Consider the following 25,808-nt stretch of genomic DNA (forward strand, 5'->3'; position numbering starts at 1 on the left):
CACCCAGGGCAGGACCCGTTGGCGCCAAGGATGGCGCCATCGAGCCCCCATGGATGGGTTCACGGCGTGTCCTGCCCTGGGTGACCCCACCGGCTCGAGCCGATTGCAGGGAGGCGCCAAAGCGACCAACCCGACCGCAATCACTGCAATCCCGGAAAACAGAAAAGCCCGCACAAGGCGGGCTTTTTCGGTTCCTGCTGCGGCGACTGGCGCTCCCTAGGGGACTCGAACCCCTGTTTTAGCCTTGAGAGGGCCACGTCCTAACCACTAGACGAAGGGAGCGTAACTGTGTCGCTGCCGAGGCAGGAGCGCTAGTATATGCACCTCGATGCCATTGGGCAATCCCGAAACTTCAACCGGAAGCGCCAACATCATTTCCTCTGCTACATCACCGTTCAGCCTGCGCGTCATCCCGCGCGACCAGCACACGATCTCCCGCAAGGACATCAGCCCGAACGCCCTGCGCGTGCTTTACCGCCTGCGCGATGCCGGCTTCGGCGCCTACCTTGTCGGCGGCGCGGTGCGCGATCTGCTGGTCAATGGCCAACCCAAGGATTTCGACGTGGCCACCGACGCCACGCCCGAGCAGGTCAAGCAGCTGTTCCGCAACTGCCGCCTGATCGGCCGCCGGTTCCGCCTCGCCCACGTAGTGTTCGGTCGCGAAATCATCGAAGTCGCCACCTTCCGTGCCAACAGCGATGACGGCAGCGGCGACCGCGAGATGGAAAACGGCATGCTCGTGCGCGACAACGTGTACGGCACCATCGAAGACGACGCCATCCGCCGCGACTTCACCTGCAACGCCCTGTACTACGCCATCGAGGACTTCTCGGTGCGCGACTACACCGGTGGTTTCGAGGACGTGCAGGCGCGCCTGATGAAGCTGATCGGCGACCCGGTGCAGCGCTACCAGGAAGACCCGGTACGCATGCTGCGAGCGGTGCGCCTGGCGGCCAAGCTCGGCTTCCAGATCGAAGAGGGTACTGCCGCGCCGATCCCGCACCTGGCCGGCCTGCTCAACGAAGCCGCGCCAGCGCGCCTGTTCGAGGAAGTGCTCAAGCTGTTCCTGTCCGGACACGGCGTGGCCAGCTTCGAAGGCCTTGAGCGTTACGGCCTGCTCGACGTGCTGTTCCCGGAAAGCGCCAAGGCGCTGAAAGCCAACCGCACCGGCGCGCTGCGCCGCATGCTGGTCGAGGGCCTGGCCAATACCGATGCGCGGGTGGCCAACGACGAACCGGTCTCGCCGGCGTTCCTGTTCGCGCTGCTGCTGTGGCCGGCGTTCTGCCGTGCACAGGCGACCCTGCTCAAGCAGGGCGTGGCACCGGAAGAGGCGCAGCGCCGCGCCGCCGACCGCGTCACCGTGCAGCAGTTGAGCACCATTGCGCTGCCGCGCCGCTTCTCGCTGCCGATGCAGGAAATCTGGCTGCTGCAGTCGCGCTTCAGCTCGCGCCAGCGCAAGCGCGTGTTCCGCACCCTGACCCATCCGCGCTTCCGTGCCGCGTTCGATTTCCTCAGCCTGCGCCAGGTGGCGTCGTCCGAGCACGCCGCCGATGTCGAGTTCTGGCGCGAAGCGCAGGCGCAGTCCGGTCGTGAGCTGGAGTCGTCGCTGGATGCGATGCACAGCGAAGATGGCGATGACGAGAGCGGAGCGCCGCGCAAGCGCCGCCGTCGCCGCCGTCGTCCGGGTGCCGCGGCCGGTGCAGCGGGCGAGTAAGCGATGACCCTCGCCTGGATCGGCCTCGGCGCCAACCTCGGCGACGCGGCCGCCACCGTCGGCGCGGCGATTGCCGCGCTGGACGGCCTGCCCGGGACCCGGCTGCGCCAGGCCTCGCGGCTTTACGCAACGCCGGCCTGGGGCAATGAAGACCAGCCGCCGTTCGTCAATGCGGTGGCCTCGGTCGAAACCACCTTGCCGGCCGATGAGCTGCTGCAGGCCATGCTGGCGCTGGAGCAGCGCTTCGGTCGCACGCGTGATCCGGCAGTGCACTGGGGCCCGCGCGCGCTGGACCTGGACCTGCTGCTGTATGGCGCGCAGGCGCTCGACCAGCCTGGGCTGAAGGTGCCGCATCCGTACCTGCACGAGCGTGCCTTCGTGCTGGTGCCGCTGGCCGAAATCGCGCCGGAACTTACAATTCCTGGCCATGGACGCGTGCAGGATGCAGTGATGCGGGTCGATGCCTGCGGGATCGCGCCGATAGGGTGATAATGCCCGGGTTATCTCCCCCGGTTATCAGCACATGAGCACCCACGCAGACAGCAAGCCCTGGACCGTTCCCGCCCTGGCCGAGGCCAAGCGCAATGGCCAGAAGCTGGTCATGTTGACCGCCTACGACGCCGGCTTCGCCCGCACCTTCGATGCCAACGGCGTCGACCTGATCCTGATCGGCGATTCGCTGGGCATGGTCGTGCAGGGTCATGATTCGACCCTGCCGGTGACCGTGGCCGACATGGTCTACCACACCCGGGCCGTGGCCCGCGTGCTGCAGCGTGCGCTGCTGGTGGCCGACCTGCCGTTCGGCGCCGATGCCACCCCGGAACGCGCGCTGGATGCCTCGCTGCAGCTGCTGCAGGCCGGTGCCGAGATGGTCAAGATCGAAGGTGCCGGCTTCAAGGTCGACATCATCCGCTACCTGGTCGAGCGCGAGATTCCGGTCTGCGCGCACCTCGGCCTGACCCCGCAGTCGGTGCTGCGACTGGGCGGCTTCAAGATCCAGGGCCGCGGCGATGCTGCGCGCCAGCTGGTGGAGGACGCCAGGGCCGTGGCCGCCGCAGGCGCCAGCATCATGGTGCTTGAATGCGTGCCGACCCCGGTCGCTGCCGAGGTGACCGCTGCGGTGGATGTACCGACCATCGGCATTGGCGCGGGCCCGCAGTGCGATGGCCAGGTGCTGGTGCTGCACGATTTCCTCGGCCTGGACAGTGGCCATCGCCGTCCCAAGTTCGTCAAGGATTTCCTTGCCGAAGGTGGCTCGGTGGCCGGTGCCACCCGCGCCTTTGCCGACGCGGTGCGCGACGGCAGCTTCCCCGACGAACAGCACGCCTACGCCCAATGATCCAGACCTTCAACGAGCTCGGCGCGTTGCGCGAGCAGATCGCCCAGTGGAAGCGTGAGGGCCTGCGCGTGGCGCTGGTGCCGACCATGGGCAACCTGCATGGGGGGCACCATTCGCTGGTGACCCTGGCCCGCCAGTACGCCGACAAGGTGGTGGCGAGCATCTTCGTCAATCCGACCCAGTTCGGCCCCAACGAGGATTTCAGTCGCTACCCGCGCACGCCCGAGGCCGACGTGGCCGGGCTGGAGCAGGTCGGCTGCGATGCCGTGTGGCTGCCCAGCGTGGAGACGATGTATCCGCTGGGGGTGGACAGGACCACGCGCATGCACGCGCCGGGTGTCAGTGAAGTGCTGGAAGGCGCCAGCCGCCCGGGGCACTTCGATGGCGTCTGCACGGTGGTGGCGCGCCTGTTCCTGCAGGTGCAGCCGGACGTGGCCGTGTTCGGCCGCAAGGACTACCAGCAGCTTGCCGTGATCAGGCAGATGGTGGCCGAGCTGTCGTTCCCGATCCAGATCGTCGGTGCTGAGATCGTGCGCGACGAGGATGGCCTGGCCAAGAGTTCGCGCAACCAGTACTTGAGCGACGAACAGCGCCCGGTCGCGACCACCATCCACCGCACCCTGCTGGGCATGCGCGAGGGCTACGTGGCGGGGCAGGCACGTGATCGCATCGAAGCCGACGCCACGGCCGCATTGCAGGCAGCCGGGTTCCAGGTCGACTACGCGGTGCTGCGCACCCCGGAGCTGGCCGAGCCGACCTTCGACGGCGGTGGCCGCGTGGCGCTGATTGCCGCGCGCCTGGGAACCACCCGGTTGATCGACAACCTGGAGTTCTGAGTTCCGGCGGCGCCGCGCGATGCATGGGGTCAGATCCCTTTTCCAGGGGAAAAGGCTTCTGACCCCGGTTTCACCGGCTACCTGAACAGGTTGCCGGCCGTGATGCCCCGCGCTGCGCGGGTGCTAGAATCCGCTCTTTCCTTTGCCGTTGCAGCGCCCCCATGCACCTGTCCCTGCTCAAGACCAAGATCCATCGCGCCACCGTCACCCATTCCGAGCTGAACTACGAAGGCTCGATCGCCATCGATGACAACCTGCTGGCTGCCACCGGCATCCGCGAGTTCGAGCAGGTGCACATCTGGGACGTGACCAATGGTGCGCGTTTCTCGACCTATGCCATCCGCGCCGAAGCCGGCAGCGGCGTTGTCTCGCTCAACGGTGGCGCCGCGCGCCACGTGCAGGTCGGTGACATCATCATCATCGCCGCGTTCGCCAGCATGACCGAGCAGGAAGCTGACAGCTTCAGGCCGAAGCTGGTGTACGTTGATGGCAACAACCAGATCACCCACACCAACGACACGATCCCGACCCAGGCCGCATGACAACGAACAACGGATTCGACTCGCTGCATTCCCACGCCCAGCGCCTGAAGGGCGCAAGCATTCCCAGCCTGCTCGCCGCCGAACCCGGCCGTGTACAGGAGCTGGCGCTGCGGGTCGGTCCGTTGTACGTCAATTTCGCCCGGCAGAAATACGATGCCGCGGCGTTGCAGGCGCTGTTGGCGCTGGCTGCCGAGCGTGATGTCGGTGGTGCCATCACGCGCCTGTTCCGCGGCGAACAGGTCAACCTGACCGAAGGGCGCGCCGCGCTGCATACCGCGCTGCGCGGCGATGTGGTCGATGCGCCGGTGGCGGCCGAGGCCTATGCCACCGCGCGCGCGATCCGCCAGCGCATGGGCGTGCTGGTGCGCGCGCTGGAAGACAGTGGCGTGACCGATGTGGTCAGCGTCGGCATCGGTGGTTCCGACCTTGGCCCGCGCCTGGTCGCCGACGCGCTGCGTCCGGTCAGCGGTGCGCGCCTGCGCGTGCATTTCGTCTCGAACGTGGACGGCGCCGCCATGCAGCGCACGCTGGCCACGCTGGATCCGGCCAAGACCGCCGGCATCCTCATCTCCAAGACCTTCGGTACGCAGGAAACGCTGCTCAACGGCCAGATCCTGCACGACTGGCTGGGCGGCAGCGAGCGCCTGTATGCAGTCAGCGCCAATCCGGATCGCGCCGCCAAGGCCTTCGCGATCGCCGCCGATCGCGTACTGCCGATGTGGGACTGGGTGGGTGGCCGCTATTCGCTGTGGTCGGCGGTCGGTTTCCCGATCGCGTTGGCGATCGGCTTCGAGCGCTTTGAGCAGCTGCTGGAAGGCGCCGCACAGATGGATGCGCATGCGCTGGATGCACCGCTGGAGCGCAACCTGCCGGTGCTGCATGGCCTGACCGACATCTGGAACCGCAACCTGCTGGGCCATGCCACGCATGCGGTGATGACCTACGACCAGCGTCTGGCGCTGCTGCCGGCCTACCTGCAGCAGCTGGTGATGGAAAGCCTGGGCAAGCGCGTGCAGCGTGATGGTGCGCCGGTCACCACCGACACCGTGCCGGTGTGGTGGGGTGGGGCAGGCACCGATGTGCAGCACAGCTTCTTCCAGGCGCTGCACCAGGGCACCAGCGTCGTTCCGGCCGACTTCATCGGCTGTGTGCACAACGATGATCCCTACACGATCAATCACCAGGCCCTGCTGGCCAACCTGTTGGCACAGACCGAGGCGCTGGCCAATGGCCAGAGCAGCGACGATCCGCACCGTGATTACCCGGGCGGGCGGCCGAGCACGCTGATCCTGCTCGACGCGCTCACGCCGCAGGCACTGGGTGCGCTGATCGCCATGTACGAACACGCCGTGTACGTGCAGTCGGTGATCTGGAACATCAACGCGTTCGACCAGTTCGGTGTCGAGCTCGGCAAGCAACTGGCCAGTGGCCTGCTGCCGGCGCTGCAGGGCGAGGATGTGGCGGTTGCCGATCCGATGACCCGCGAGATCCTGGCGCAGCTGAAGCGCTGATGCTCTGGTAGTGCCGGCCGCTGGCCGGCATCCAGGTGATGCTTCAATCGTTCATGAGGTTGCCGGCCAGCGGCCGGCACTACCGCAGCGGATGGGTTGCCGGCCAGCGGCCGGCACTACCGCGTCACCGGCTCGGGTCGCGCTCCGGGCTTGGCCGCTTGGCCAGTTTGCGCTGCAGCGAGCGCCGGTGCATGCCGAGCAGGCGCGCGGCCGCTGACACATTGCCGCCGGTCTCGTGCATCGCCTGCTGGATGTGTTCCCACTGCAGGCGGCTGATCGGCGTCATCGCATCGGGCACTTCCATTTCGCCATCGTCGGCCGGGCCGTCGTCTTCCTCGCCGAGGGCGCGCAGGATCATCGGCACCGTGGCCGGCTTCGGCAGGTAATCATCCGCACCCAGCTTGATCGCCTCCACCGCGGTGGCGATGCTGGCGTAGCCGGTCACCAGCAGGATCCGCATGTCCGCGCGCAGCGCGCGCAGCGGCTGGATCAGTGCCAGGCCGGAATCGCTGCCCAGCTTCAGGTCGATCAGCGCGAACGCCGGTGGATGCTGCCGGGCCAGCGCCAGCGCACTGGCGGCATCCTGTGCGGTCTGCGTTTCAAGCCCCTTGCGGGCCAGGCTGCGTTGCAGGGTACGCAGGTACAGCTCGTCGTCGTCGACCAGCAGGCCCAGGGTGGAATGGTGAAGGCTCATGGGGTGTCCTCGCGTGGGGCCAGCGGCAGGCGGAAGCCGACGCGGCTGCCGGCCCCCTGGGCCGGGCGCATCCACATCTCGCCGTCGAGGCGTTCGATGGTGGCATGGGACAGGGCCAGGCCGACGCCCATGCCCTCGCTCTTGCTGCTGCCGAACAGCTTGCCCGGCAGCACGGCGGCACGGGCGTCGAAGCCATGGCCGTAGTCGCGGACTTCGCCGATCAGGTCGTCGCCTTCGATGCGCAGGTCCAGGTCCACGCGTGGCCGGCCGGCTTTCTCGCCGGCATCGGCGGCGTTGTTGAGCAGGACCATCAGCAGATGGCCTACGCCCGGGTCCAGCGGCAGCCGCAGCGGCGCATCATCGTTGCGGTGCAGGTCGATGGTCGGCCGCACCAGGCGCCATTGCTCAAGCACCTGCTGTGCGCTGGAATGGCTGCGGCCCGGTGCGTCGGCCGAGGCCGGAGCAGCCAGCGCCAGCACGCGCTCCCGGCACTGCACCAGCAGCTCGCGCAGGGTTTCCATGTCCTCGCGCACTTCCGGCTCTTCGCTGCGCTCGGCCACATCGTCGGCGAGCAGGGTCATGGTCGCCAGCGGCGTGTTCAGTTCATGCGCCACCGAGGCGGCATGGGTGGCCAGCGCGACGATGCCCTCGTTGCGGGCGAAGCGCTCGCGCAGTGCCGACAGTTCCAGTTCGCGCTCCCGCAGGGCCAGCGCCAGCCGGGTGGAGAAGGCCAGTACCACCGCGGCGGAGATCAGGAAGTTGGCGACCACGCCCCAGCGATTCAGGTCCTGCGCGCGGAAATAACCGTCCGGCAATGGCTGGCCGAAGATGCCGCTGGCGGCGTAGCCGAGCAGGCAGGCCAGTGCGACCGCCAATGCCCAGCGCAGGGGCAGGGCGAACGCGGCCAGCGCGATCAGGATCAGGAACAGCGAGCTGAACGGGTTGGCCATGCCGCCGCTCCAGCCGACCATCCAGGTCAGGATGATCACGTCCACCAGGATGTGGCCGAACGCGGTCAGCGGTGCGGTGTCAGCCGCGTCCGGACGCAACTGGGTATAGATGTTGAACAGGGCCAGCACCGCCACGCCGGCCCATAGCGGCAGCTGCGGCAACGGCAGGCCCAGCACCCAGGTGGCAACCAGGATGGTGGCGGCCTGGCCGCCTACGGCAAGCCAGCGCAGGCTGCACAGGGTACGGAGAAACGGGGCGTCGGGACCGGTCATTCATGCTCATCGTATGCGTTCACGGGCGGCTGTGCCTGCGACAATCGGCCGCAGCCGTGCCACCGGCTGAATGCGAGTCACCCGGAATGCGGGGGCGGGCGGTAGAATGCGCCTATGCACGACGCCGTCACCCGCCCGACTCCTCCCTCCGATGCCACCTCCTGGCCCCGTCGCCAGACCCATGCCGTGCAGATCGGCGGGGTCACCGTAGGCGGAGGCAAGCCGGTCGTGGTGCAGTCGATGACCAACACCGACACGTCCGACGTGGCCTCCAGCGTGAAGCAGGTGGCCGAGCTGTGGCGGGCCGGTTCGGAAATGGTGCGTTTGACCGTCAATACCGTGGAAGCCGCTGCGGCGATCCCGCGCATCGTCGACAAGCTGGCGATGATGGGCATCGACGTGCCGCTGATCGGTGATTTCCACTACAACGGCCACCAGCTGCTGACCGCCGAGCCGGCATGTGCCGAAGCGCTGGCCAAGTACCGCATCAATCCGGGCAACGTCGGCTTCGGCAAGAAGAAGGATCTGCAGTTCGCCCAGTTGATCGAGTTCGCGATCCGCTACAACAAGCCGGTGCGCATCGGTGCCAACTGGGGCTCGCTGGACCAGGCCCTGGCGGCGAAGTTGATGGACGAGAACAACCTGCGCGAGCAGCCCTGGGATGCCGGTCGCGTGCTGCGCGAGGCGCTGATCCGTTCGGCGCTGGATTCGGCCGAGCAGGCGGTGGAGCTCGGCCTGCCGCGCGATCGCATCGTGCTGTCGGCCAAGGTCAGTGGCGTGCAGGAGCTGATCGCGGTGTACCGCGACTTGGCCCAGCGCTCCGATTTTGCCCTGCACCTGGGCCTGACCGAGGCCGGTATCGGCAGCAAGGGCATCGTCGCCTCGTCGGCGGCGTTGGGCGTGCTGCTGCAGGAAGGCATCGGTGACACCATCCGCATCTCGCTGACCCCGGAACCGGGCCAGTCGCGCACACAGGAAGTGATCGTCGCCCAGGAACTGCTGCAGACCACCGGCCAGCGTGCCTTCACGCCGCTGGTCACGGCTTGTCCGGGCTGCGGCCGCACCACCTCCGAGTTCTTCCAGGAACTGGCCAAGGTGGTGCAGAACCACGTGCGCGAGAAGATGCCGCTGTGGAAGATCCACCATCCGGGTGCGGAGAACATGACCCTGGCGGTGATGGGCTGCATCGTCAATGGGCCGGGTGAGTCGCGGCACGCCAACATCGGTATTTCCCTGCCGGGCACCGGTGAAACCCCGGCCGCGCCCGTGTTCGTCGATGGCGAGAAGAAGGTGACCCTGCGTGGCGAGAACATCGCCCAGGAGTTCGTCGCCCTGATCGACGATTACGTCGAACACAAATATGTCCGAAGCGCCGGATAAGCCTGCGATCCTCGCTGCGCCGGAGTCCGCCTCCGGTTTCCGCCACTGGATGGCCCGCAATGCCTGGCGCCTGGTGCTGCTGTTCGGTGGCGTGCTGCTGCCGTTGGCGGGTTTCGTCGCGCTGGCCGACGAAGTGCACGAGTTTGAATCGTTCCATTTCGATGCGCCGCTGCTGTGGCAGATGCATGGCCTGCACTCACCGCTGCTGGACCGCTTCTTCGTGCTCATTTCCAGGCTGGGCTACGAATGGTTCCTGATTCCCGCCGACGTGCTGATCATCGGCGTGCTGCTGGGCTACCGGCGTTGGCGTGAGGCCACGTTCGTGGCGGTCAGCTTCGTCGGCTCGGCGCTGCTGAACATGGGCAGCAAGCATTTCTTCCAGCGCCAGCGCCCCAGCCTGTGGGAATCGATCGCGCCGGAATCGACGTTCAGCTTTCCCAGCGGCCACGCGATGGGCTCGATGACCCTGGCCGTGACCCTGGTGCTGCTGGCCTGGAACACCCGCTGGCGCTGGCCGGTGCTGCTGCTGGCGCCCGCGTTCAGCCTGCTGGTCAGCGTCTCCCGGGTCTATCTGGGCGTGCATTACCCCTCCGATATCCTGGCCGGATGGTGTGCCGCGCTGGTTTGGGTGGTAGGGTGCTATCTGGTCATGTTCAGTCGCCGGCATCCTTGGCGACGTCAGGATTCGCCGCCAGCGACGGCCAGCGAAGCATCATCACAGGGGGATTGACGTGGATGGCCCCTCCGGGGCGTCTACGTAATAGATCAGTTGTTTCGTTGCAGCAGGTTCTGCAAGACAGGGGGCAAGCACAACGCGCGGTACTGTGATGCGCAAGGCAGAATGCCCGGGTCGCATCTCGAACGCGCTTGCAGGGGTATCGGCGCCCTGCCTAGCTTGACCTGCAATGGCCGCATTCGAAGAGGTACGTGAATGACGATTCGAGTCTACCTGGTGGATGACCACGCACTGGTCCGCACCGGGATGAAGATGATCCTGTCGGGGGAGACCGACATCGAGGTGGTGGGCGAAGCCGAGACCGGCGAAGATGCGCTGCGCGACGTCCGCCAGCTGCTGCCGGACGTGGTGCTGTGCGACCTGCACCTGCCCGGCGTGAGTGGCATGGAGGTGACCGAGCGCATCGTCCGCAGCCATCGCAACACCCGCGTGGTGATCGTGTCGGTGCTGGAAGACGGTCCGCTGCCGAAGCGCTTGCTGGAAGCCGGGGCTGCGGGCTACATCGGCAAGGGCTGCGATGCACAGGAGCTGCTGCGTGCGGTGCGCGATGTGGCCATGGGCCGTCGCTACCTGGGCACCAGCATCGCGCAGAACCTGGCCTTGTCGACCGTGGAAGGCAACGGCTCTCCATTCGACAGCCTGTCGCCGCGCGAGCTGGAAGTGGCGTTGCTGCTGACCCAGGGCCTGCGCCAGGAAGACATCGCGCGGCGCCTGAGCCTGAGTGCGAAGACGGTGAACACGCACAAGGCGCGGCTGTTCGAGAAGATGGGGATCCACGACAACATCGCGCTGGCGCGCATGGCCAGCCAGTACGGGCTGGTGGATCCGGCACGGCCGCTGTAAGGGATTCGGCCAACGGCTGAGCCCTCCGCGGGGCCACCGACAGGTTCCGTGCGCCGTCACTGCCGTTAGAGGAAATGTAGAGCCGAGCCTATGCTCGGCTACTTTCCGGCCTGCGGGCGCGGAGCCGAGCATGGGCTCGGCTCTACACCTGTGTCGGGCTCAGTGGCCGCGTACGCGCTTGATGATCTTCGCGGCGTCGGCGGCGCTGGCGCGCACATTGTCCCACTGACCGTCGGCGATCCAGTTGCCCGGCACCATCCACGAACCGCCGATGCAGACCACGTTCTTCTGCTCGAGGTACTCGGCGGCGGTGTTTTCGGTGATGCCGCCGGTCGGGCACAGCTTGAGGTCGGCAACCGGGCCGGCCAGACCCTTGATCATCGCCAGCCCCCCCACGGCGGTGGCAGGGAACAGCTTGCACACGCGGAAGCCGCGCGCATACAGCGACAGCAGTTCGGTCGGCGTGGCCGCACCCGGCACTACCGGCAGCGGTGCCGCCGCCAGCGCATCGGCCAGCGCCGGTGGCGTACCCGGGGTCACCAGGAAGTCCGCGCCCGCATCGATCGACTGCTGCATCTGCTCCACGGTCAGCACCGTGCCGGCGCCCACCACCACGTCCGGCAGCTCGCGCTTGAGCATCGCCAATGCTTCCATCGCCACTGGCGTACGCAGCGTCAACTCGATCGCCGGCAGGCCACCTTCCAGCAACGCCGCACTGACCGCACGCGCCTGGTCCAGCGTATGAATCGTCACCACCGGCAGGATGCCCGCCGCACGCAACAGCTCCGCCGCCTTCACCTGATGTTGTTCGATACCCATGCTTTTGCCCTTGCCTTTGCTCTTCTAGATTCAGTGGCCGCAGCGCAAATGACGCGCCGGGAATTGTCCAGGGCGCTCTACTGCCCAGGCCGGGAAGCCTGCCGCGGCTTTTCGCTTCAGGCGTCTTTTGCCTCATGCGGCGCCGCCGCCGCTGCGGCATCGTGCCCCAGCTCGTACTCCGCGTCGTATTCCCACGGCCCGCCATCGGCCGCCGCCGGCCCGCACGAAATCGAAATCGCGCCCTGATCAGCCGGACCCACCACGCGACGGTTGATCGCGAACAGGTTGCGGCCCAGGTCATGCGCGGCAGGCGCCGTGTTCGGGGCCAGCGGACGCGCGGCCCACTCGGCCGCGTCCACCAGCACTTCCAGCGTGCCGGCCTCACCATCGAGGCGGATCATGTCGCCTTCGCGGACCTTGGCCAGCGGACCACCGCGTGCCGCTTCCGGCGTCACATGGATCGCCGCCGGAATCTTGCCCGAGGCACCGGACAGGCGGCCGTCGGTGACCAGTGCCACGCGCCGGCCCTGGTTCTGCAGCAGCCCCAGCAGCGGCGCCAGCGAATGCAGTTCCGGCATGCCGTTGGCACGCGGGCCCTGGTAACGCACCACCGCCACGAAGTGCTCGGGCAGCAGGCCGCCGGCATGCAGCTTGTTCAGCACCTGCGGCGCATCGACAACCACGGCCGGTGCTTCGATCGTGCGGTACTGCGGCTTCACCGCCGACAGCTTGATCAGCGACTTGCCCAGGTTGCCGCGCAGCAGGCGCAGGCCGCCCTGGTGCTCGAACGGGTTGTCGACGCCACGCACCACTTCGTCATCGGCGCTGTGTTGCAGGCCCGGCAGGTAGACCAGCTGGCCGTCGCGCAGCTGCGGCTCGCGCGCGTAGTCGGCCATGCCGCCGCGCGCCACGCTGACCAGGTCACCGTGCATCAGGCCCGCCCTGATCAGCTCGCCGAACACGAAGGCCGGTCCGCCAGCGGCCGCGAAGCGGTTCACGTCGGCCTCGCCGTTCGGATAGACGCGGGCCAGCAGCGGAATCAGCTGCGACAGTTCGTCGAAGTCGTCCCAGGTCAGCACGATGCCGGCGGCACGCGCCACTGCGATCCAGTGGATGGTGTGGTTGGTCGAACCGCCGGTGGCCATCAGCGCGATGACCGCGTTGATGATCGCGCGCTCATCGATGATCCGGCCCAGCGGGCGGAAGTCGTCGCCGAGCGCGGTGATGTCCAGTGCACGTTCGGTGGCTTCGCGGGTGAGGGCGTCGCGCAGCGGCGTGCCCGGATTGACGAACGATGCGCCCGGCAGCTGCACGCCCATCGCTTCCAGCAGCACCTGGTTGGAATTGGCGGTGCCGTAGAAGGTGCAGGTGCCGGCGCCGTGGTACGAGGCGGACTCGGCTTCCAGCAGCTCTTCGCGGGTGGCTTCGCCGGCGGCATAGCGCTCGCGCACTTCCGCCTTCTGCTTGTTCGGGATGCCCGGGGTCATCGGGCCGGCCGGCACGAACACCGCCGGCAGGTGGCCGAAGGCCAGCGCGCCGATCAGCAGGCCCGGCACGATCTTGTCGCACACGCCGAGGTAGACGGTGGTATCGAACATGTCATGGCTGAGGCCGATCGCAGTGGCCTGGGCGATCACATCGCGCGAGAACAGCGACAGTTCCATGCCGCCGCGGCCCTGGGTGACGCCGTCGCACATCGCCGGCACGCCGCCGGCCACCTGTGCGGTGGCACCCAGCTCGCGGGCGATCTCGCGGATCTGCTCGGGATAGGTCTCGAACGGCTGGTGCGCCGAGAGCATGTCGTTGTAGGCGGTGATGATGCCCAGGTTCGGCGTCACGCCGCCGCGCAGGCGGCTCTTGTCGGTACCGCCACAGGCGGCGAATCCATGGGCGAGGTTGCCGCAGCTCAGGCGGCTGCGGAACGGGCCTTCGCGCAGGGAGGCGTCGATCGCGGCCAGGTAGGCGGCACGCGAGGCGGCGCTGCGGCGGATGACACGCTCAGTGATGGCTTGCAATTGCGGATGGAGGCTCATTGGCTACCGGCGTTCAAGGTGGCGAGAGGCAAGCGGCGGCAGGGCACCGCCGCCGACATCAATCAGCCCAGTGGACGCGCAGGCGCGCGCCTTCCAGGTTGATCGCGTTGAGGATCGGATACTGCTGGGCGTCGTTGCTGTCCAACGCTTGGCGCAGCACCTGCAGCTTCTGCTTGCCGCGCAGCAGCAGCAGGCGCTGTCGGCATTGGCGCAGCCCATGCGGGGTCAGCGTGATGCGCAGCGGCCACTGGTTCGCGCCCGGGCAGCCGGTGGCATCCAGCGCGGCATAGGGCAGGGTGCTTTCCAGTGCGCGGGCGAGGTCTTTCGAGCCCGGGAACAGCGAGGCGGTGTGGCCGTCGTTGCCCATGCCCAGTGCCACCAGGCTCGGCGGCTGGCTGTGCTGTGCCTGCAGGTTGGCGGTGTACACGCATTCGGGCAGGGGCTTGCCGATCCGCACCAGTGGATCGAAATGCGCACCCTCGGCGCGTTTCAGCAGGTGCTCGCGCACCAGCCAGGCATTGCTGTCGCGATCCTGCGGCGACAGCCAGCGCTCGTCGGCCAGGCTCACTTCCACCCGGTCCCAGTGCACGTCCAACTCGGCCAGCGCCTGGTAGACCGGCGCCGGTGTAGTGCCGCCAGACAGCAGGATGCGGGCGCGGCCCACTTCGTTGATGTCGTGGTTGAGGGTGTGCGCCATCTCGGCGGCAACGGCTTCGATCCAGCCATCGGCATCGCCATGGTTGATGAACTCGATGCGGTCGTCGTGGAAGGTGGTGGGGCTCATGCGGCAACTCCAGGTGCGTCACGTTCGGCGTCGGCGGCATAGGCGGCGGCGCCCAGCAGTCCGGCGTGGGGATGCATCACCGCCAACGAGGGCACGCGCGCCATGATGGAAGAGAACCGGCCCTTGTGCTCGAAGCGCTGGCGGAAACCGGAGTGCTGCAGCGAATCGAGCATCTTCGGGGTCAGCCCGCCGGTGAGGAACACGCCGTCCCAGGCGCCCTGGGTCAGCACCAGATCGCCAGCAATGGCGCCGAACACGGCGCAGAACACATCCACGGTGCGCATCGCCTGCGGATCGCCGTGCAGGGCGCGGGCGGTCACGTCCACCGGCTGCAGCTGGCCCGGATCGATGCCGGCCATCTCGCACACGGCGCGATGGATGTTGACCAGGCCGGGGCCGCAGATCAGGCGCTCGTTGGAGACGCGGCCGAACTGCTCGGACAGGATCTCCAGGATGCGGATCTCTTCCGGGGTTCCCGGCGGGAAGCTGACATGGCCGCCTTCGGTTTCCAGCGGATAGCAACGGCCGTGGCGCATGATCAGGCCGCCGACGCCGAGCCCGGTACCGGGCCCGATCACCGCGTAGTTGCGTGGCTGGCCGGGCTTGCCCGGTACCCAGGCAGCCCCGCCGACCTGGACCACGTCATCGGGCTGCAGCAGCGAAATCGCCATCGCCTGTGCGGCGAAGTCGTTGATCAGGTGCAGTTCGTCGAACCCGAGCATGGCAGCGGTGCGGCTGCGCGAGATCACCCACGGATGGTTGGTGATGCGTGCTTCGTCACCATCCACGCGACCGGCCACGGCGAACACGCCGCGGCTTGCCGTGGCGCCGATCTGTTCCAGATGGTGGCGCGCGGCATCACCCAGCGACGGGAACTCCGCCACCGCGTACTCGCGGATGCTGTCCTTCTGCAGCGGTGCGTCCAGCGAGGTGTCGGCCAGGGCGAAGCGCGCGTTGGTGCCACCGATGTCGGCGACCAGCACTGGCTGCGAGCTGGCACTCATGCCGACGCTCCGCTGTCGGGCGCGTCCAGGTCCTGCGGCAGGAACCCGCCCGCATTGCCCGGGCCCCATTGGCCGGCGGGGTAGGGCTCCAGCGGCAGCTTGGCGTCCTTCCAGGCGTCGGCGACGCTGTCGATCCAGGCCCAGGCCGCACGCACTTCGTCATCGCGCACGAACAGCGTGTGGTTGCCGTTGAAGGCATCCAGGAACAAGCGTTCGTAAGCGATACGGCGGTGCAGGCCGGTCGGCACCGACAGTTCCAGCTCCAGCGGATGCAGCTCCAGCGCGCCCCATTCCGGGCCTGCCAGGCTGCTCATCAGGCCCAGTTCGATGTTTTCCTGCGGCTGCAGCTGGAACACCAGGCGGTTCGGTGCGGCCTGCGCGCGCTGCGGGCGCTCGAACAGCCAGTGGGTGACCGGCTTCAGCGTTACCACCACGCGGGTGGTGCGCTCGGGCAGGCGCTTGCCGGTGACCAGGTGGAACGGCACGCCGCTCCAGCGCCAGTTGTCGATATGCGCGGTGACACCGGCGAAGGTTTCCACGTCGCTGCCTTCCGGCGGCTGGTAGGCCTGTGCCGGCTGGCCATTGATGGTGCCGGCGGTGTAGCGGCCACGGATGCTGTCACGCGCGGCGTGCCTGGCATCGAGCGGGCGCAGGGCGCGCAGCACCTTGACCTTCTCGTCGCGGATGCGATCGGCTTCCAGCGATGCCGGCGGTTCCATCGCCACCATGCACAGCAGCTGCAGGATGTGGCTCTGCACCATGTCGCGCAGCGCGCCGGAGCGGGCGTAATAGGCATCGCGGCCATCCACGCCTTCGCTTTCGGCCACCAGGATGTGCACCGATTCGATGTAGTTGCGGTTCCACACCGCTTCCAGCAGCGTGTTGCCGAAGCGCAGTGCGATCAGGTTCTGCACCGCGGCCTTGCCCAGGTAGTGGTCGAGGCGGAACACGCGGTCCTCGTCGATCCACTGGCCGATGGTGCCGATGATTTCCTCGGCGCTCTCGCTGTCGCTGCCGATCGGCTTTTCCAGCATCAGGCGTGCCGGCGCGGCGAGGGCGCCGCCCTTGGCCAGGCCTTCGCAGGTGGAGATGTACAGGCCCGGCGGGATGGCGAGGTAGCTGACGCACTTGCGGTGCACGAGGTCGGCGACCGCGGCGGCAACCGAGTCGACGTCGCGCAGGTCCACAGAGCGGTAGTCGATGCGACGCAGCAGGGCGCTGATGTCGTCCTGCGTGGCCATCGGCATGGCCTGCTGCAGGCGCGGCCGCAGGATGTCATGGAAGGCTTCGGTGTCATGCCCGGACAGGGCCAGCGCACGGATGCGGAAGTCCTCCGGCAGCAGGCCGTCGCCAAGCAGGCGAAGCAGCGAAGGGAACAGGTAGCGCTGGGCCAGATCACCTGTGGCACCGAACAGGAAGAGGGTGTCGTGCATCGCTCGAGTTTCAGATCCGGGTGACATCGTTGTCAATCGCTTCATGGCTGGGTTCGGGGGACATCCGCGCAACTGCCTGTCCGAGGTTCGTCAGGGGCGTTCTCCGGGGTGCCGGAAGACCGTTCCATTCGAAACCACTGCCTCGGCGGAACCTTCGTTCAACCGCCGACGCAGATCGGTGCGCACCGATCATCGGATAGTGCCACGTGAAAACGTTTACATGGCAGAATGGGCAACTGTATTCGATTGCAGTGCTCGCCGTCATGCGGCAAGCGCGCAATCATCACTGCCATCGGGAGGGCCGAGGCAGTCCCAAAAGACAGCCCGGCTTCGGGCGGACCGGATAGGTGATATGGCAAAAGTGCAGTTGCAGGGTGTGCGCAAGGTCTATGACAACGGCCAGGTCGCGGTGAAGGACGCCAGCTTCGAGGTCGCCGATGGCGAGCTGATGGTGCTGGTCGGCCCGTCCGGCTGTGGCAAGTCGACCCTGCTGCGGATGGTGGCTGGCCTGGAGGAGATCAGCGGCGGCACGCTGACCATCGGTGATCGCGTGGTCAACGACGTGGCGCCGAAGGATCGCGACATCGCGATGGTGTTCCAGAGTTATGCGCTGTACCCGCACATGACCGTGGCCGAGAACCTGGCCTTTGGCCTGAAGCTGCGCGGTCACGACAAGGCGACCATCGACAAGCGCATCGCCGAGGCGGCGCAGACGCTGGGCCTGACCGAGATGATGGACAAGCTGCCCAAGGCGATGTCCGGTGGCCAGCGCCAGCGTGTCGCGCTGGGCCGTGCGCTGGTGCGCGAGCCGGCGGTGTTCCTGCTCGACGAACCGCTGTCCAACCTGGATGCCAAGCTGCGCCACAGCGTGCGTACCGAGATCGCGCAGCTGCACCGCAAGCTGGGCACCACCATGATCTACGTGACGCACGACCAGGTCGAAGCGATGACCCTGGGCCAGCGCATCGTGGTGCTGAAGGATGGCGTCATCCAGCAGATCGATACGCCGATGGCGCTGTACGATCGCCCGGCCAACCTGTTCGTGGCCGGCTTCCTCGGCAGCCCGGCGATGAACGTGCTGCGCGGTACGCTGCAGGGCGATGCCGGTGGCGTGACCGTGGTCGATGGTGAGTGGCGTGCACCGCTGGGCCAGGCCACCATCGATCCGGCCTGGCTGCAGAAGCCGATCGCGGTGGGCGTGCGTCCGGAGCACCTGCAGCCGGCGGCCGCCGACGATGCGCATGCGTTCGTCGCACGCATTGAAGGCATCGAACCGGTCGGTAACGAGATCTTCGTCAACCTGAGCAGTGGCCAGCACGCGCTGACCATGCGCGTGGCGCCGCAGGCGCTGCCCGAGGTGGGCGAGCAGATCCGCGTGGCGATCCATCCGCAGGGCCTGCATTTCTTCAACCCGGAGACCGGCGCGCGCCTGTAAGGGGTAGTGCCGGCCGCTGGCCGGCAACCTCAACCCTGCATGGTTGCCGGCCAGCGGCCGGCACTACCATTCCTGCACCCACCCGTGCAGGTCCCCGCCTGCTTCAGCGGGCCAGGCCATCCAGCAACGGCACGCGCTGCGCAATGGCATCGCCCACCTGCAGGTCAGCGTCGCTGGCCTCCAGTGGCAGTACCGCCAGTGCCAGGTCGCCGGCCACGCTGGCAATCGTGCCCAGCCCCGCGCCATCCTGCTGCACGCCATCGCCGGCCTGTGCCGGTGCTGCGGTATGCAGCAACTGCACCGCACGCTTGGCCTTGCCGAGGAAGTGGGTGCGGGCGACGATTTCCTGGCCGGGATAGCAGCCCTTCTTCACGCTGTAGCCGTTCAGGCGGTCCAGGCCCAGCTGTTGGGGGGTCCACACTTCGCGCTGGCCTTCTTCCAGCCGCGGCAGGCCGTAGCGCAGGTCGGCCTGGCGCCAGGCCAGGGCGAAAGCGGCCTCATCGGCTTCATTGCCGGCAGCGAACGCGTCGGCGCTGCCAATGCGCAGGGTGCGCGGCAGGGCATCGCTGCCCAGGTCCAGCTCCCAGCCGTCGCCTGCGGTCTGCGCAATCGCCGCGCCGCTGGCGGCCTCGGGCGCGGTGAACGCGCCAGCCGCCGCCAGATCGCTGCGCACCTGCACCTTCACCTTGCGGCGGAACACGAAGCGCTGCAGTTGCGACGCAATCGCATCGGCATCGCCGTCAGCCAGCACCAGCATCACGTGGTCGTCGGCCAGGCGAAGCAGCTGGAACACCGCCAGGGTACGGCCCTTGGCGCTCAGCCAGGCACTCCACTGCCAGTGCTGCAGGGGCAGGGCGGTGACATCGCTGCTGAACTGGGCGTGGGCAAAGACAGCCGCATCCGGGCCCTGCAGGCTCAGCAGCTGGTGGCCGGGCAGGCGCGGATATCCGACGAAAGCAGGGGGCAGGTTGTCAGGCACGTGAACGAGGTCTAAAATTTGTGCGTTGCGAGACCGAACATGATAGGCCAAACAACCCCCACTCCCGACGACGAATCTGAAGCCCCGCTGGTCCCCGCGGCACCCGTGCCCGTGGAACAGGAAAAAGCGGAAGAATTCGGCGGCCGCGGCGGACTTGATCCGGTGCGGTATGGCGATTGGGAGAAAAACGGACGCTGCATCGATTTCTGATCAGCATTGAGCCAACGCGGCCGTGTGCCGCCCAGCCGAGACAACGAGCCCAGCGAATGGCGACCAGACAACGCCCACTTTCCCCGCACCTTCAGGTGTATCGCTGGCAGATTCAGATGGCCACCTCGATCCTGCATCGAGCCACTGGCGTCTTTCTGTCTGTTGGTGCCCTCATCATCGCCGCCGGCCTGCTGGCCCTGATGATGGGGCCCGAGTCCTGGAACTGCTTCACCGGCCATGCCGGGGCCTGGTATGGCCGCGTGTTCCTGTTCGCGTGGACATGGTCGTTCGCCTATCACCTGTGCAATGGCATCCGCCACGTCGTGCAGGACTTCGCCATCGGCTTCAGCATCCCCGCCTTCATCCGCAGCAGCTGGCTGTCGGTCATCGGCAGCCTGGTGATCACCCTGCTGGTGTGGGCCTATGTGATGTTCGGAGGTGCCGCGTGAGCAAGTTCCGTACCCCGTTGAAGAACGTGCGCGGCCTTGGCTCGGCCAAGACCGGCACCGAGCACTTCGTGCACCAGCGCCTGACCGCCGCCGCACTGGTGGTGCTGGGCATCTGGTTCCTGGTCTTCGTGCTGGGCCTGCTGGGCTCGGACTACGCCACCGCCGCCGCCGCCGTGGCCAAGCCGTGGAACGCGGTGCCGCTGATCGGCCTGCTGATCGCCATGTTCTGGCACGCGCAGCTCGGCATGCAGGTCGTGCTGGAAGACTACATCCACGAATCGCTGCTGGCCCTGGTGCTGCAGACCGCGGTGAAGTTCGTCGCCGTGCTCGGCATGATCGTCAGTGTGTTTGCGGTGGGCCGCATCGCCCTCGGCGTTGCCTGAGCCCAGGCACCTACACAGGAATCCAGATTAGATGTCCGCTTACAAGATCACCGAACACAAGTACGACATGGTCGTGGTCGGCGCCGGCGGTGCCGGCCTGCGCGCCACGTTCGGCCTGGCCGCCAAGGGCCTGCAGACCGTGTGCCTGACCAAGGTCTTCCCGACCCGTTCTCACACCGTTGCCGCCCAGGGCGGTATCTCGGCCGCGCTCGGCAACATGGGCGAGGACGACTGGCGCTACCACTTCTTCGACACCATCAAGGGGTCGGACTGGCTGGGCGACCAGGACGCCATCGAGTACATGTGCCGTGAAGCCATCCCGGCCATCATCGAGCTCGAACATTACGGCGTGCCGTTCTCGCGCACCGCCGAAGGCAAGATCTACCAGCGTCCGTTCGGTGGCATGACCACCAAGTATGGCGAAGGCCCGGCGGCGCAGCGTACCTGCGCGGCAGCCGACCGTACCGGCCACGCGATGCTGCACACGCTGTACCAGCAGTCGCTGAAGCACGACGCGCGCTTCATGATCGAGTACTTCGCGCTCGACCTGATCTTCGACGAGGAAGGCGCCTGCCGCGGCGTGCTGGCCCTGGACATGTCCGACGGCACCCTGCACCTGTTCCGCGCCCAGGGCGTGGTACTGGCCACCGGCGGCTACGGCCGTGCCTACTTCAGCGCCACCTCGGCGCACACCTGCACCGGCGACGGTGGCGGCCTGGCCATGCGTGCCGGCATCGCCATGCAGGACATGGAGTTCGTGCAGTTCCACCCGACCGGCATCTACGGCGCCGGCTGCCTGATCACCGAGGGTGTCCGCGGTGAAGGTGGCATCCTGCGCAACAGCAGCGGCGAGCGCTTCATGGAGCGTTACGCGCCGCACTACAAGGACCTGGCCTCGCGCGACGTGGTCAGCCGTTCGATGACCATCGAGATCCGCGAAGGCCGCGGCGTCGGCGAGCACAAGGACCACATCCTGCTCGACCTGACCCACCTCGGCCCGGGCGTGATCGACGAGAAGCTGCCGGGCATCGCCGAGAGCGCCCGCATCTTCGCCGGCGTCGACGTACACAAGCAGCCGATTCCGGTCATCCCGACCGTGCACTACAACATGGGCGGCATCCCGACCAATTACCACGGCGAAGTGGTGCAGAAGGTCGGCGACAACGACAACGCGGTAGTGCCGGGCCTGTACGCCATCGGCGAAGCGGCCTGCGTGTCCGTGCACGGCGCCAACCGCCTGGGCTCGAACTCGCTGCTGGACCTGGTGGTGTTCGGCCGTGCCGTGGCCAACCGCTGTGCCGAGACCATCAAGCCGGGCGCTGCGCACAAGCCGCTGCCGGCCGATGCCTGCGACAAGGCGCTGGGCCTGCTGGACAAGCTGCGCCACGCCAACGGCGATACCCCGACCTCGGTCATCCGCGATCGCATGCAGCGCACCATGCAGGCCGACGCGGCGGTCTTCCGCACCAGCCAGACGCTGAAGGAAGGCTGCGAGAAGATGGACAAGATCTTCGACTCGTTCCAGGACGTGAAGGTCTCCGACCGTTCGCTGGTGTGGAACTCGGACCTGATCGAGACCTACGAGCTGAACAACCTGCTGCTCAATGCGGTGGCGACGATCAACTCGGCCGAACAGCGCAAGGAAAGCCGCGGCGCGCATGCGCACGAGGACTTCCCGGACCGCGACGACGTCAACTGGCAGAAGCACACCCTGGTCAGCGTCGACGAGAAGGGCAAGTGCAGCTTCGACTACCGTCCGGTGCACATGTACACGTTGACCGACGACGTGTCCGTGGTGCCGCCGAAGCCGCGCGTGTACTGATCCGACCCCGCCTACCATGCAATCCGCGCCCACGGGCGCGGGCCGCCTGAGCCAACGAGAGCAGCCATGGCCGAGTTTTCACTCCCCAAGAATTCCAAGATCACGAAGGGCAAGCATTTCCCCGTCAAGAACGGCGGCAAGAATGTGCGCACCTTCAAGATCTACCGCTGGAGTCCGGACGACGACAGCAACCCGCGCACCGATACCTATGAAGTCGATCTGGACGCCTGTGGCCCGATGGTCCTGGACGCCCTGATCAAGATCAAGAACGAGATCGACCCGACCCTGACCTTCCGCCGCTCGTGCCGCGAAGGTATCTGTGGTTCGTGCGCCATGAACATCGACGGCACCAACACCCTGGCCTGCACCCGAGCCATCTCGGACTGCGGCAAGAAGGAAGTGCCGATCTACCCGCTGCCGCACATGAACGTGGTCAAGGACCTGGTTCCGGACCTGACCCACTTCTACGCGCAGTACGCGTCGATCAAGCCGTGGATCCGCACCCAGACCCCGGCACCTCCGGACCGCGAGCGCCTGCAGTCGCCGGAAGACCGCAAGAAGCTGGACGGCCTGTACGAGTGCATCCTGTGCGCCTGCTGCTCGACCAGCTGCCCGAGCTACTGGTGGAACGGCGAGCGTTACCTGGGCCCGGCGATCCTGCTGCAGGCCTATCGCTGGATCATCGACTCGCGCGATGAGGACACCGGTGCGCGCCTGGACGATCTGGAAGATCCGTTCAAGCTGTACCGCTGCCACACCATCATGAACTGTGCCCGGACCTGCCCGAAGGGCCTGAACCCGGCGCTGGCGATTGCCGAGATCAAGAAGCTGATGATGGAGCGCCGCGCCTGATCAGGCCTGGCTGTACCGGGTAGAGCCACGCCACGCGTGGCTGTGCCACCCCAGTAGAGCCACGCCATGCGTGGCTTTGCTGTATCTGGAGAAGCTCGATGGAAGAAGACGTTCTGCTGAAGAAGCTGCGCTGGCGCTGCCGCCGCGGCATGCGTGAGCTGGACCAGCTGTTCGGCCGCTACCTGGACCACGAGTGGAGCACTGCGCCGACCGAAGAGCGCGAGGTTTTCCTGTTCCTGCTCGACTGCGAGGACGATAAGTTGTGGCGCTGGTTCATGGGCTACGAGGCCTGCCCGCATGCGCACGCGATCCCCCTCATGCAGAAGATCCTCGCCCTCAAGCCTTGAGTGGCGCCCCTCGCGGCTGCAGGCCGCCGCCCAGCTGGCGGTGCTGCTGGCTGCGCCGTGGCTGCTGCGCGCATCGGATCTGCCTTCACGGCTGCTGATGCCCGCAGTGGTGCTGGCCTGGTGCGTGGGCCTGGCCGAACTGGCCTGGCGCCAGCGCAGGCCGCGCGTGCAGGTGCTTCTGCCGCCGCTTCCCGAGCCACTGCAGGTGGCCGGGCAGGACGTTGATACGCCACGGCTGGTGGTGCGTGGCCCATGGCTGTTGTTGCTGTGGCGTGAGGATCGGCGCCGCCAGCGCCTGCTGTTCTGGCCGGATGTGCTCGATTCCGGGCAGCGACGTGAACTGCGACTGGCCGTGGCCGCACGCGCCGTTTCCCGTCAGCCCCGGACGATGGCACCATAAGCTGAATTGACCGGCGTGCCTGCATGTTCAAACCCATTCCCGTGGCCATTGGCCTGCGCTACCTGCGCGCCAAGCGCCGCAACGGCTTCATCTCCTTCATCTCGATGGCATCGATCCTGGGCATCGCGCTCGGCGTTACGGTGCTGATCACCACGTTGGCGGTGATGAGCGGATTCCAGAAGGAAATCCGCAGCCGCCTGCTGCAGATGACCGCGCACACCACCATCAGCCGCGACGGCGAGCCGATGCCGGACTGGATGCGCGTCGTCGACGTGGCCCGCAAGGATCCGCGCGTGGCCGGTGCCGCGCCGTACATCGAGATCCAGTCGATGATCAGCGGCCCGCGCGTGCAGGGTGCGATCATCCAGGGCATCGATCCGGCGCTGGAGCCGAAGGTATCGGTGATCGACAAGAAGGTCACCAAGGGCAGCTATGCCAGCCTGACGCCGGGCAGCTTCAACCTGCTGCTGGGCAAGGAACTGGCGATCTGGCTCGGCGTCGACGTCGGTGACCAGGTGCTGGTGACCTTCGCCGAAGTGCAGGGCACGCCTGCCGGTGCCGTGCCGCGGATGAAACGCTTCACCGTCAGCGGCATCTTCGAGGCCGGCTACAACGAGGTCGACCGGGGCGTCGGCTTCGCCAACATGCAGGACCTGGAGCGCGTGCTGCGCAGCGACGGCGCCACCGGCGTGCGGCTGAAACTGCACGACATGGACCGCTCGCTGGAAGTGGGCGTGGACCTGGCGCAGAGCCTGGGTGGTGCGTACCGCGTAAGTGACTGGACCCAGCAGAACGCCAACCTCTACCACTCGCTGCGCATGGAGAAGGTGGTGATGGGCATCCTGCTGTCGCTGATCATCGCCATGGGTGCGTTCAACCTGGTGTCCTCGCAGGTGATGCTGGTGACCGACAAGCAGGCCGACATCGCCATCCTGCGCACCCTCGGCCTGACCCCGGGCGGGGTGATGCAGGTGTTCATGGTGCAGGGTTCGCTGATCGGCATCTTCGGCACGCTGGCCGGCCTGATCGGCGGCATCACCCTGACCCTCAACCTGGAACGCATCCTCGGTGCAATCGAGAGCGTGTTCAACGTCAAGCTGCTGCCGGAGGATGTGTACTACATCACCGGCCTGCCGACCGACATGCAGACCGGCGACGTGGTGGCGATCACCGTGGTCGCGCTGCTGATGAGCTTCCTGGCCACCCTGTATCCCGCCTGGCGGGCAGCACGCACCCAGCCGGCGGAGGCCCTGCGTTATGAATAAGGTCTTCAACCGCGGCGATGAGGTGATCCGCGCCGAAGCACTGGGCAAGACCTACGCCGAAGGGCGCATGCAGACCCCGGTGTTCGATGGACTGGACCTGACCGTGACCGCCGGCGAGACGGTGGCGATCATCGGTGCCTCCGGTGCCGGCAAGAGCACGCTGCTGCACCTGCTGGGCGGGCTGGATGTTCCGACTGCAGGCGAGGTGTACGTCACGGGCCAGCGCATGTCGGCGCTGTCGGATACCGCGCGCGGCCTGCTGCGCAACCAGGCGCTGGGCTTCGTCTACCAGTTCCACCACCTGTTGCCGGAATTCACCGCGCTGGAAAACGTGATGATGCCGGTGCTGCTGGCCGGCATCGCCGTGGCCGAGGCCAGCAGCCGGGCCACCACGCTGCTGGAAGCGGTCGGCCTCGGACATCGCCTGGACCACAAGCCGGGCGAGCTGTCCGGCGGCGAACGCCAACGTGCCGCGGTGGCACGTGCGCTGGTCAATCATCCGGCCTGCGTGCTCGGTGACGAGCCGACCGGCAACCTGGATGACCGCACCGCGGGCACCGTGTTCGAGCTGATGCTGGAACTCAACCGCGCGCGTCATACCAGCCTGGTGCTGGTTACCCACGACCGCAGCCTGGCGCGGCGCCTGGATCGGGTGCTGGAGCTGCGCGAAGGGCGCCTGCACGCACTGGCCCACGCCGACGTCTGAGCGGCCGGCAACGGCCGCCTCCCGGCGCCTGAACGGGTTTACCTGCCCTCGCGCCGGTCGCACATCGGC

At 67.2% G+C, this 25,808-nt stretch carries 27 protein-coding genes and 1 tRNA gene; 19 read left to right on the plus strand and 9 right to left on the minus strand.

The annotated features are described in order from the left end of the window. Positions 1–207: 207 nt before the first annotated feature. Positions 208–282 (minus strand) — tRNA-Glu (locus VG561_RS20095). Between the two features lie 52 nt (positions 283–334). Between VG561_RS20095 and pcnB the strand changes: the two genes are divergently transcribed. The 6 genes from pcnB (at position 335) to pgi (ending at position 5,942) form a co-directional block, all read left to right on the plus strand. After that, complete coding sequence (gene pcnB / locus VG561_RS20100; protein ID WP_032960826.1) at positions 335–1,714, plus strand: polynucleotide adenylyltransferase PcnB; 1,380 nt, start codon at positions 335–337, stop codon at positions 1,712–1,714. Between the two features lie 3 nt (positions 1,715–1,717). Next, positions 1,718–2,203 (plus strand): 2-amino-4-hydroxy-6-hydroxymethyldihydropteridine diphosphokinase, encoded by a 486-nt coding sequence (folK, locus tag VG561_RS20105; protein WP_032960824.1) that lies wholly within the window; start codon positions 1,718–1,720, stop codon positions 2,201–2,203. Between the two features lie 34 nt (positions 2,204–2,237). Then, entirely contained in the window at positions 2,238–3,053 is an 816-nt protein-coding gene (panB, locus tag VG561_RS20110; protein ID WP_014646749.1) for a 3-methyl-2-oxobutanoate hydroxymethyltransferase, read from the plus strand. Continuing rightward, positions 3,050–3,889: a pantoate--beta-alanine ligase gene (panC, locus tag VG561_RS20115; RefSeq protein ID WP_014646750.1), complete on the plus strand. Its 840-nt coding sequence runs from the start codon at positions 3,050–3,052 to the stop codon at positions 3,887–3,889. The genes panB and panC overlap by 4 nt, the downstream gene beginning before the upstream one ends. A gap of 161 nt (positions 3,890–4,050) precedes the next feature. Next, complete coding sequence (gene panD / locus VG561_RS20120) at positions 4,051–4,431, plus strand: aspartate 1-decarboxylase (RefSeq protein ID WP_014646751.1); 381 nt, start codon at positions 4,051–4,053, stop codon at positions 4,429–4,431. Beyond that, entirely contained in the window at positions 4,428–5,942 is a 1,515-nt protein-coding gene (pgi, locus tag VG561_RS20125; protein ID WP_049442316.1) for a glucose-6-phosphate isomerase, read from the plus strand. Before panD ends, pgi begins: the two co-directional genes overlap by 4 nt. A gap of 124 nt (positions 5,943–6,066) precedes the next feature. Here the strand turns inward: pgi and VG561_RS20130 are convergent, their stop codons facing one another. Beyond that, positions 6,067–6,636 carry a response regulator transcription factor gene (locus tag VG561_RS20130; protein ID WP_012510702.1) on the minus strand — a complete coding sequence of 190 codons (570 nt, stop codon included), beginning with the start codon at positions 6,634–6,636 and terminating at the stop codon, positions 6,067–6,069. Beyond that, positions 6,633–7,859: an ATP-binding protein gene (locus VG561_RS20135; protein ID WP_032960817.1), complete on the minus strand. Its 1,227-nt coding sequence runs from the start codon at positions 7,857–7,859 to the stop codon at positions 6,633–6,635. The genes VG561_RS20130 and VG561_RS20135 overlap by 4 nt, the downstream gene beginning before the upstream one ends. 114 nt (positions 7,860–7,973) lie before the next feature. Here VG561_RS20135 and ispG point away from each other — a divergent pair, with 114 nt between their 5' ends. The 3 genes from ispG to VG561_RS20150 all read left to right on the plus strand — a co-directional run bounded on the left by ispG (position 7,974) and on the right by VG561_RS20150 (position 10,818). Next, positions 7,974–9,239, plus strand: a complete 1,266-nt coding sequence (gene ispG / locus VG561_RS20140; RefSeq protein WP_041863307.1) for a flavodoxin-dependent (E)-4-hydroxy-3-methylbut-2-enyl-diphosphate synthase — start codon at positions 7,974–7,976, stop codon at positions 9,237–9,239. Continuing rightward, entirely contained in the window at positions 9,220–9,969 is a 750-nt protein-coding gene (locus VG561_RS20145; protein WP_014646755.1) for a phosphatase PAP2 family protein, read from the plus strand. Before ispG ends, VG561_RS20145 begins: the two co-directional genes overlap by 20 nt. 201 nt (positions 9,970–10,170) lie before the next feature. Further along, a complete protein-coding gene (locus VG561_RS20150) occupies positions 10,171–10,818 on the plus strand; it encodes a response regulator (protein WP_005416124.1) in 648 nt (215 codons plus the stop codon). Positions 10,819–10,977: 159 nt separating this feature from the next. Here VG561_RS20150 and eda read toward each other — a convergent pair whose 3' ends face one another. The 5 genes from eda to zwf all read right to left on the minus strand — a co-directional run bounded on the left by eda (position 10,978) and on the right by zwf (position 16,891). Then, positions 10,978–11,637 (minus strand): bifunctional 4-hydroxy-2-oxoglutarate aldolase/2-dehydro-3-deoxy-phosphogluconate aldolase, encoded by a 660-nt coding sequence (gene eda, locus VG561_RS20155; protein WP_262093296.1) that lies wholly within the window; start codon positions 11,635–11,637, stop codon positions 10,978–10,980. A gap of 116 nt (positions 11,638–11,753) precedes the next feature. Next, the gene (gene edd, locus VG561_RS20160) at positions 11,754–13,670 is read right to left on the minus strand and encodes a phosphogluconate dehydratase (RefSeq protein WP_032958604.1); all 1,917 of its coding nucleotides are present in this window, start codon (positions 13,668–13,670) and stop codon (positions 11,754–11,756) included. A 58-nt stretch (positions 13,671–13,728) separates the two neighbouring features. Beyond that, positions 13,729–14,454: a 6-phosphogluconolactonase gene (pgl, locus tag VG561_RS20165; protein WP_014646759.1), complete on the minus strand. Its 726-nt coding sequence runs from the start codon at positions 14,452–14,454 to the stop codon at positions 13,729–13,731. Next, complete coding sequence (gene glk, locus VG561_RS20170) at positions 14,451–15,458, minus strand: glucokinase (protein ID WP_014646760.1); 1,008 nt, start codon at positions 15,456–15,458, stop codon at positions 14,451–14,453. The genes pgl and glk overlap by 4 nt, the downstream gene beginning before the upstream one ends. Continuing rightward, positions 15,455–16,891, minus strand: coding sequence for a glucose-6-phosphate dehydrogenase (zwf, locus tag VG561_RS20175; protein ID WP_321210541.1), 1,437 nt, complete (start codon positions 16,889–16,891; stop codon positions 15,455–15,457). Before zwf ends, glk begins: the two co-directional genes overlap by 4 nt. Before the next feature lie 352 nt (positions 16,892–17,243). Here zwf and VG561_RS20180 point away from each other — a divergent pair, with 352 nt between their 5' ends. Then, a complete protein-coding gene (locus tag VG561_RS20180) occupies positions 17,244–18,326 on the plus strand; it encodes an ABC transporter ATP-binding protein (protein ID WP_014646762.1) in 1,083 nt (360 codons plus the stop codon). A gap of 103 nt (positions 18,327–18,429) precedes the next feature. On the opposite strand, the gene VG561_RS20185 is transcribed toward VG561_RS20180, so the two are convergent. Beyond that, the gene (locus VG561_RS20185) at positions 18,430–19,305 is read right to left on the minus strand and encodes a YgfZ/GcvT domain-containing protein (RefSeq protein ID WP_046429944.1); all 876 of its coding nucleotides are present in this window, start codon (positions 19,303–19,305) and stop codon (positions 18,430–18,432) included. 39 nt (positions 19,306–19,344) lie between these two features. On the opposite strand from VG561_RS20185, the gene VG561_RS20190 reads away from it, so the two are divergent. The 9 genes from VG561_RS20190 (at position 19,345) to lolD (ending at position 25,739) form a co-directional block, all read left to right on the plus strand. Continuing rightward, positions 19,345–19,515 carry a DUF1674 domain-containing protein gene (locus VG561_RS20190; RefSeq protein ID WP_005409075.1) on the plus strand — a complete coding sequence of 57 codons (171 nt, stop codon included), beginning with the start codon at positions 19,345–19,347 and terminating at the stop codon, positions 19,513–19,515. A 56-nt stretch (positions 19,516–19,571) separates the two neighbouring features. Continuing rightward, entirely contained in the window at positions 19,572–19,964 is a 393-nt protein-coding gene (gene sdhC, locus VG561_RS20195; protein ID WP_024958620.1) for a succinate dehydrogenase, cytochrome b556 subunit, read from the plus strand. Beyond that, positions 19,961–20,347 carry a succinate dehydrogenase, hydrophobic membrane anchor protein gene (gene sdhD / locus VG561_RS20200; protein ID WP_005409077.1) on the plus strand — a complete coding sequence of 129 codons (387 nt, stop codon included), beginning with the start codon at positions 19,961–19,963 and terminating at the stop codon, positions 20,345–20,347. The genes sdhC and sdhD overlap by 4 nt, the downstream gene beginning before the upstream one ends. A gap of 31 nt (positions 20,348–20,378) precedes the next feature. Further along, positions 20,379–22,169, plus strand: coding sequence for a succinate dehydrogenase flavoprotein subunit (gene sdhA, locus VG561_RS20205; protein WP_014646765.1), 1,791 nt, complete (start codon positions 20,379–20,381; stop codon positions 22,167–22,169). A gap of 66 nt (positions 22,170–22,235) precedes the next feature. Next, positions 22,236–23,021 carry a succinate dehydrogenase iron-sulfur subunit gene (locus VG561_RS20210; RefSeq protein ID WP_005409079.1) on the plus strand — a complete coding sequence of 262 codons (786 nt, stop codon included), beginning with the start codon at positions 22,236–22,238 and terminating at the stop codon, positions 23,019–23,021. A gap of 98 nt (positions 23,022–23,119) precedes the next feature. Continuing rightward, positions 23,120–23,368 carry a succinate dehydrogenase assembly factor 2 gene (locus VG561_RS20215; RefSeq protein WP_005409080.1) on the plus strand — a complete coding sequence of 83 codons (249 nt, stop codon included), beginning with the start codon at positions 23,120–23,122 and terminating at the stop codon, positions 23,366–23,368. Beyond that, entirely contained in the window at positions 23,319–23,768 is a 450-nt protein-coding gene (locus tag VG561_RS20220; RefSeq protein WP_262094225.1) for a hypothetical protein, read from the plus strand. Before VG561_RS20215 ends, VG561_RS20220 begins: the two co-directional genes overlap by 50 nt. 23 nt (positions 23,769–23,791) lie before the next feature. Then, positions 23,792–25,033 carry a lipoprotein-releasing ABC transporter permease subunit gene (locus VG561_RS20225; protein WP_032958619.1) on the plus strand — a complete coding sequence of 414 codons (1,242 nt, stop codon included), beginning with the start codon at positions 23,792–23,794 and terminating at the stop codon, positions 25,031–25,033. Beyond that, positions 25,026–25,739 (plus strand): lipoprotein-releasing ABC transporter ATP-binding protein LolD, encoded by a 714-nt coding sequence (lolD, locus tag VG561_RS20230; RefSeq protein WP_262094224.1) that lies wholly within the window; start codon positions 25,026–25,028, stop codon positions 25,737–25,739. The genes VG561_RS20225 and lolD overlap by 8 nt, the downstream gene beginning before the upstream one ends. The last annotated feature ends 69 nt before the right edge of the window (positions 25,740–25,808 follow it).

This window comes from Stenotrophomonas sp. CASM110 (assembly GCF_049384345.1).
Classification (GTDB): Bacteria; Pseudomonadota; Gammaproteobacteria; order Xanthomonadales; family Xanthomonadaceae; genus Stenotrophomonas; species Stenotrophomonas muris.

Excerpts from the sequence above, each read along its gene's own strand:
- folK (WP_032960824.1), top strand. The coding sequence starts at position 1,718 with ATGACCCTCGCCTGGATCGGCCTCGGCGCCAACCTCGGCGACGCGGCC.
- panB (WP_014646749.1), top strand. The coding sequence starts at position 2,238 with ATGAGCACCCACGCAGACAGCAAGCCCTGGACCGTTCCCGCCCTGGCC.
- panC (WP_014646750.1), top strand. The coding sequence starts at position 3,050 with ATGATCCAGACCTTCAACGAGCTCGGCGCGTTGCGCGAGCAGATCGCC.
- panD (WP_014646751.1), top strand. The coding sequence starts at position 4,051 with ATGCACCTGTCCCTGCTCAAGACCAAGATCCATCGCGCCACCGTCACC.
- pgi (WP_049442316.1), top strand. The coding sequence starts at position 4,428 with ATGACAACGAACAACGGATTCGACTCGCTGCATTCCCACGCCCAGCGC.
- VG561_RS20130 (WP_012510702.1), bottom strand. The coding sequence starts at position 6,636 with ATGAGCCTTCACCATTCCACCCTGGGCCTGCTGGTCGACGACGACGAG.
- VG561_RS20135 (WP_032960817.1), bottom strand. The coding sequence starts at position 7,859 with ATGACCGGTCCCGACGCCCCGTTTCTCCGTACCCTGTGCAGCCTGCGC.
- ispG (WP_041863307.1), top strand. The coding sequence starts at position 7,974 with ATGCACGACGCCGTCACCCGCCCGACTCCTCCCTCCGATGCCACCTCC.
- VG561_RS20145 (WP_014646755.1), top strand. The coding sequence starts at position 9,220 with ATGTCCGAAGCGCCGGATAAGCCTGCGATCCTCGCTGCGCCGGAGTCC.
- VG561_RS20150 (WP_005416124.1), top strand. The coding sequence starts at position 10,171 with ATGACGATTCGAGTCTACCTGGTGGATGACCACGCACTGGTCCGCACC.
- eda (WP_262093296.1), bottom strand. The coding sequence starts at position 11,637 with ATGGGTATCGAACAACATCAGGTGAAGGCGGCGGAGCTGTTGCGTGCG.
- edd (WP_032958604.1), bottom strand. The coding sequence starts at position 13,670 with ATGAGCCTCCATCCGCAATTGCAAGCCATCACTGAGCGTGTCATCCGC.
- pgl (WP_014646759.1), bottom strand. The coding sequence starts at position 14,454 with ATGAGCCCCACCACCTTCCACGACGACCGCATCGAGTTCATCAACCAT.
- glk (WP_014646760.1), bottom strand. The coding sequence starts at position 15,458 with ATGAGTGCCAGCTCGCAGCCAGTGCTGGTCGCCGACATCGGTGGCACC.
- zwf (WP_321210541.1), bottom strand. The coding sequence starts at position 16,891 with ATGCACGACACCCTCTTCCTGTTCGGTGCCACAGGTGATCTGGCCCAG.
- VG561_RS20180 (WP_014646762.1), top strand. The coding sequence starts at position 17,244 with ATGGCAAAAGTGCAGTTGCAGGGTGTGCGCAAGGTCTATGACAACGGC.
- VG561_RS20190 (WP_005409075.1), top strand. The coding sequence starts at position 19,345 with ATGATAGGCCAAACAACCCCCACTCCCGACGACGAATCTGAAGCCCCG.
- sdhC (WP_024958620.1), top strand. The coding sequence starts at position 19,572 with ATGGCGACCAGACAACGCCCACTTTCCCCGCACCTTCAGGTGTATCGC.
- sdhA (WP_014646765.1), top strand. The coding sequence starts at position 20,379 with ATGTCCGCTTACAAGATCACCGAACACAAGTACGACATGGTCGTGGTC.
- VG561_RS20210 (WP_005409079.1), top strand. The coding sequence starts at position 22,236 with ATGGCCGAGTTTTCACTCCCCAAGAATTCCAAGATCACGAAGGGCAAG.
- VG561_RS20215 (WP_005409080.1), top strand. The coding sequence starts at position 23,120 with ATGGAAGAAGACGTTCTGCTGAAGAAGCTGCGCTGGCGCTGCCGCCGC.
- VG561_RS20220 (WP_262094225.1), top strand. The coding sequence starts at position 23,319 with ATGCGCACGCGATCCCCCTCATGCAGAAGATCCTCGCCCTCAAGCCTT.
- VG561_RS20225 (WP_032958619.1), top strand. The coding sequence starts at position 23,792 with ATGTTCAAACCCATTCCCGTGGCCATTGGCCTGCGCTACCTGCGCGCC.
- lolD (WP_262094224.1), top strand. The coding sequence starts at position 25,026 with ATGAATAAGGTCTTCAACCGCGGCGATGAGGTGATCCGCGCCGAAGCA.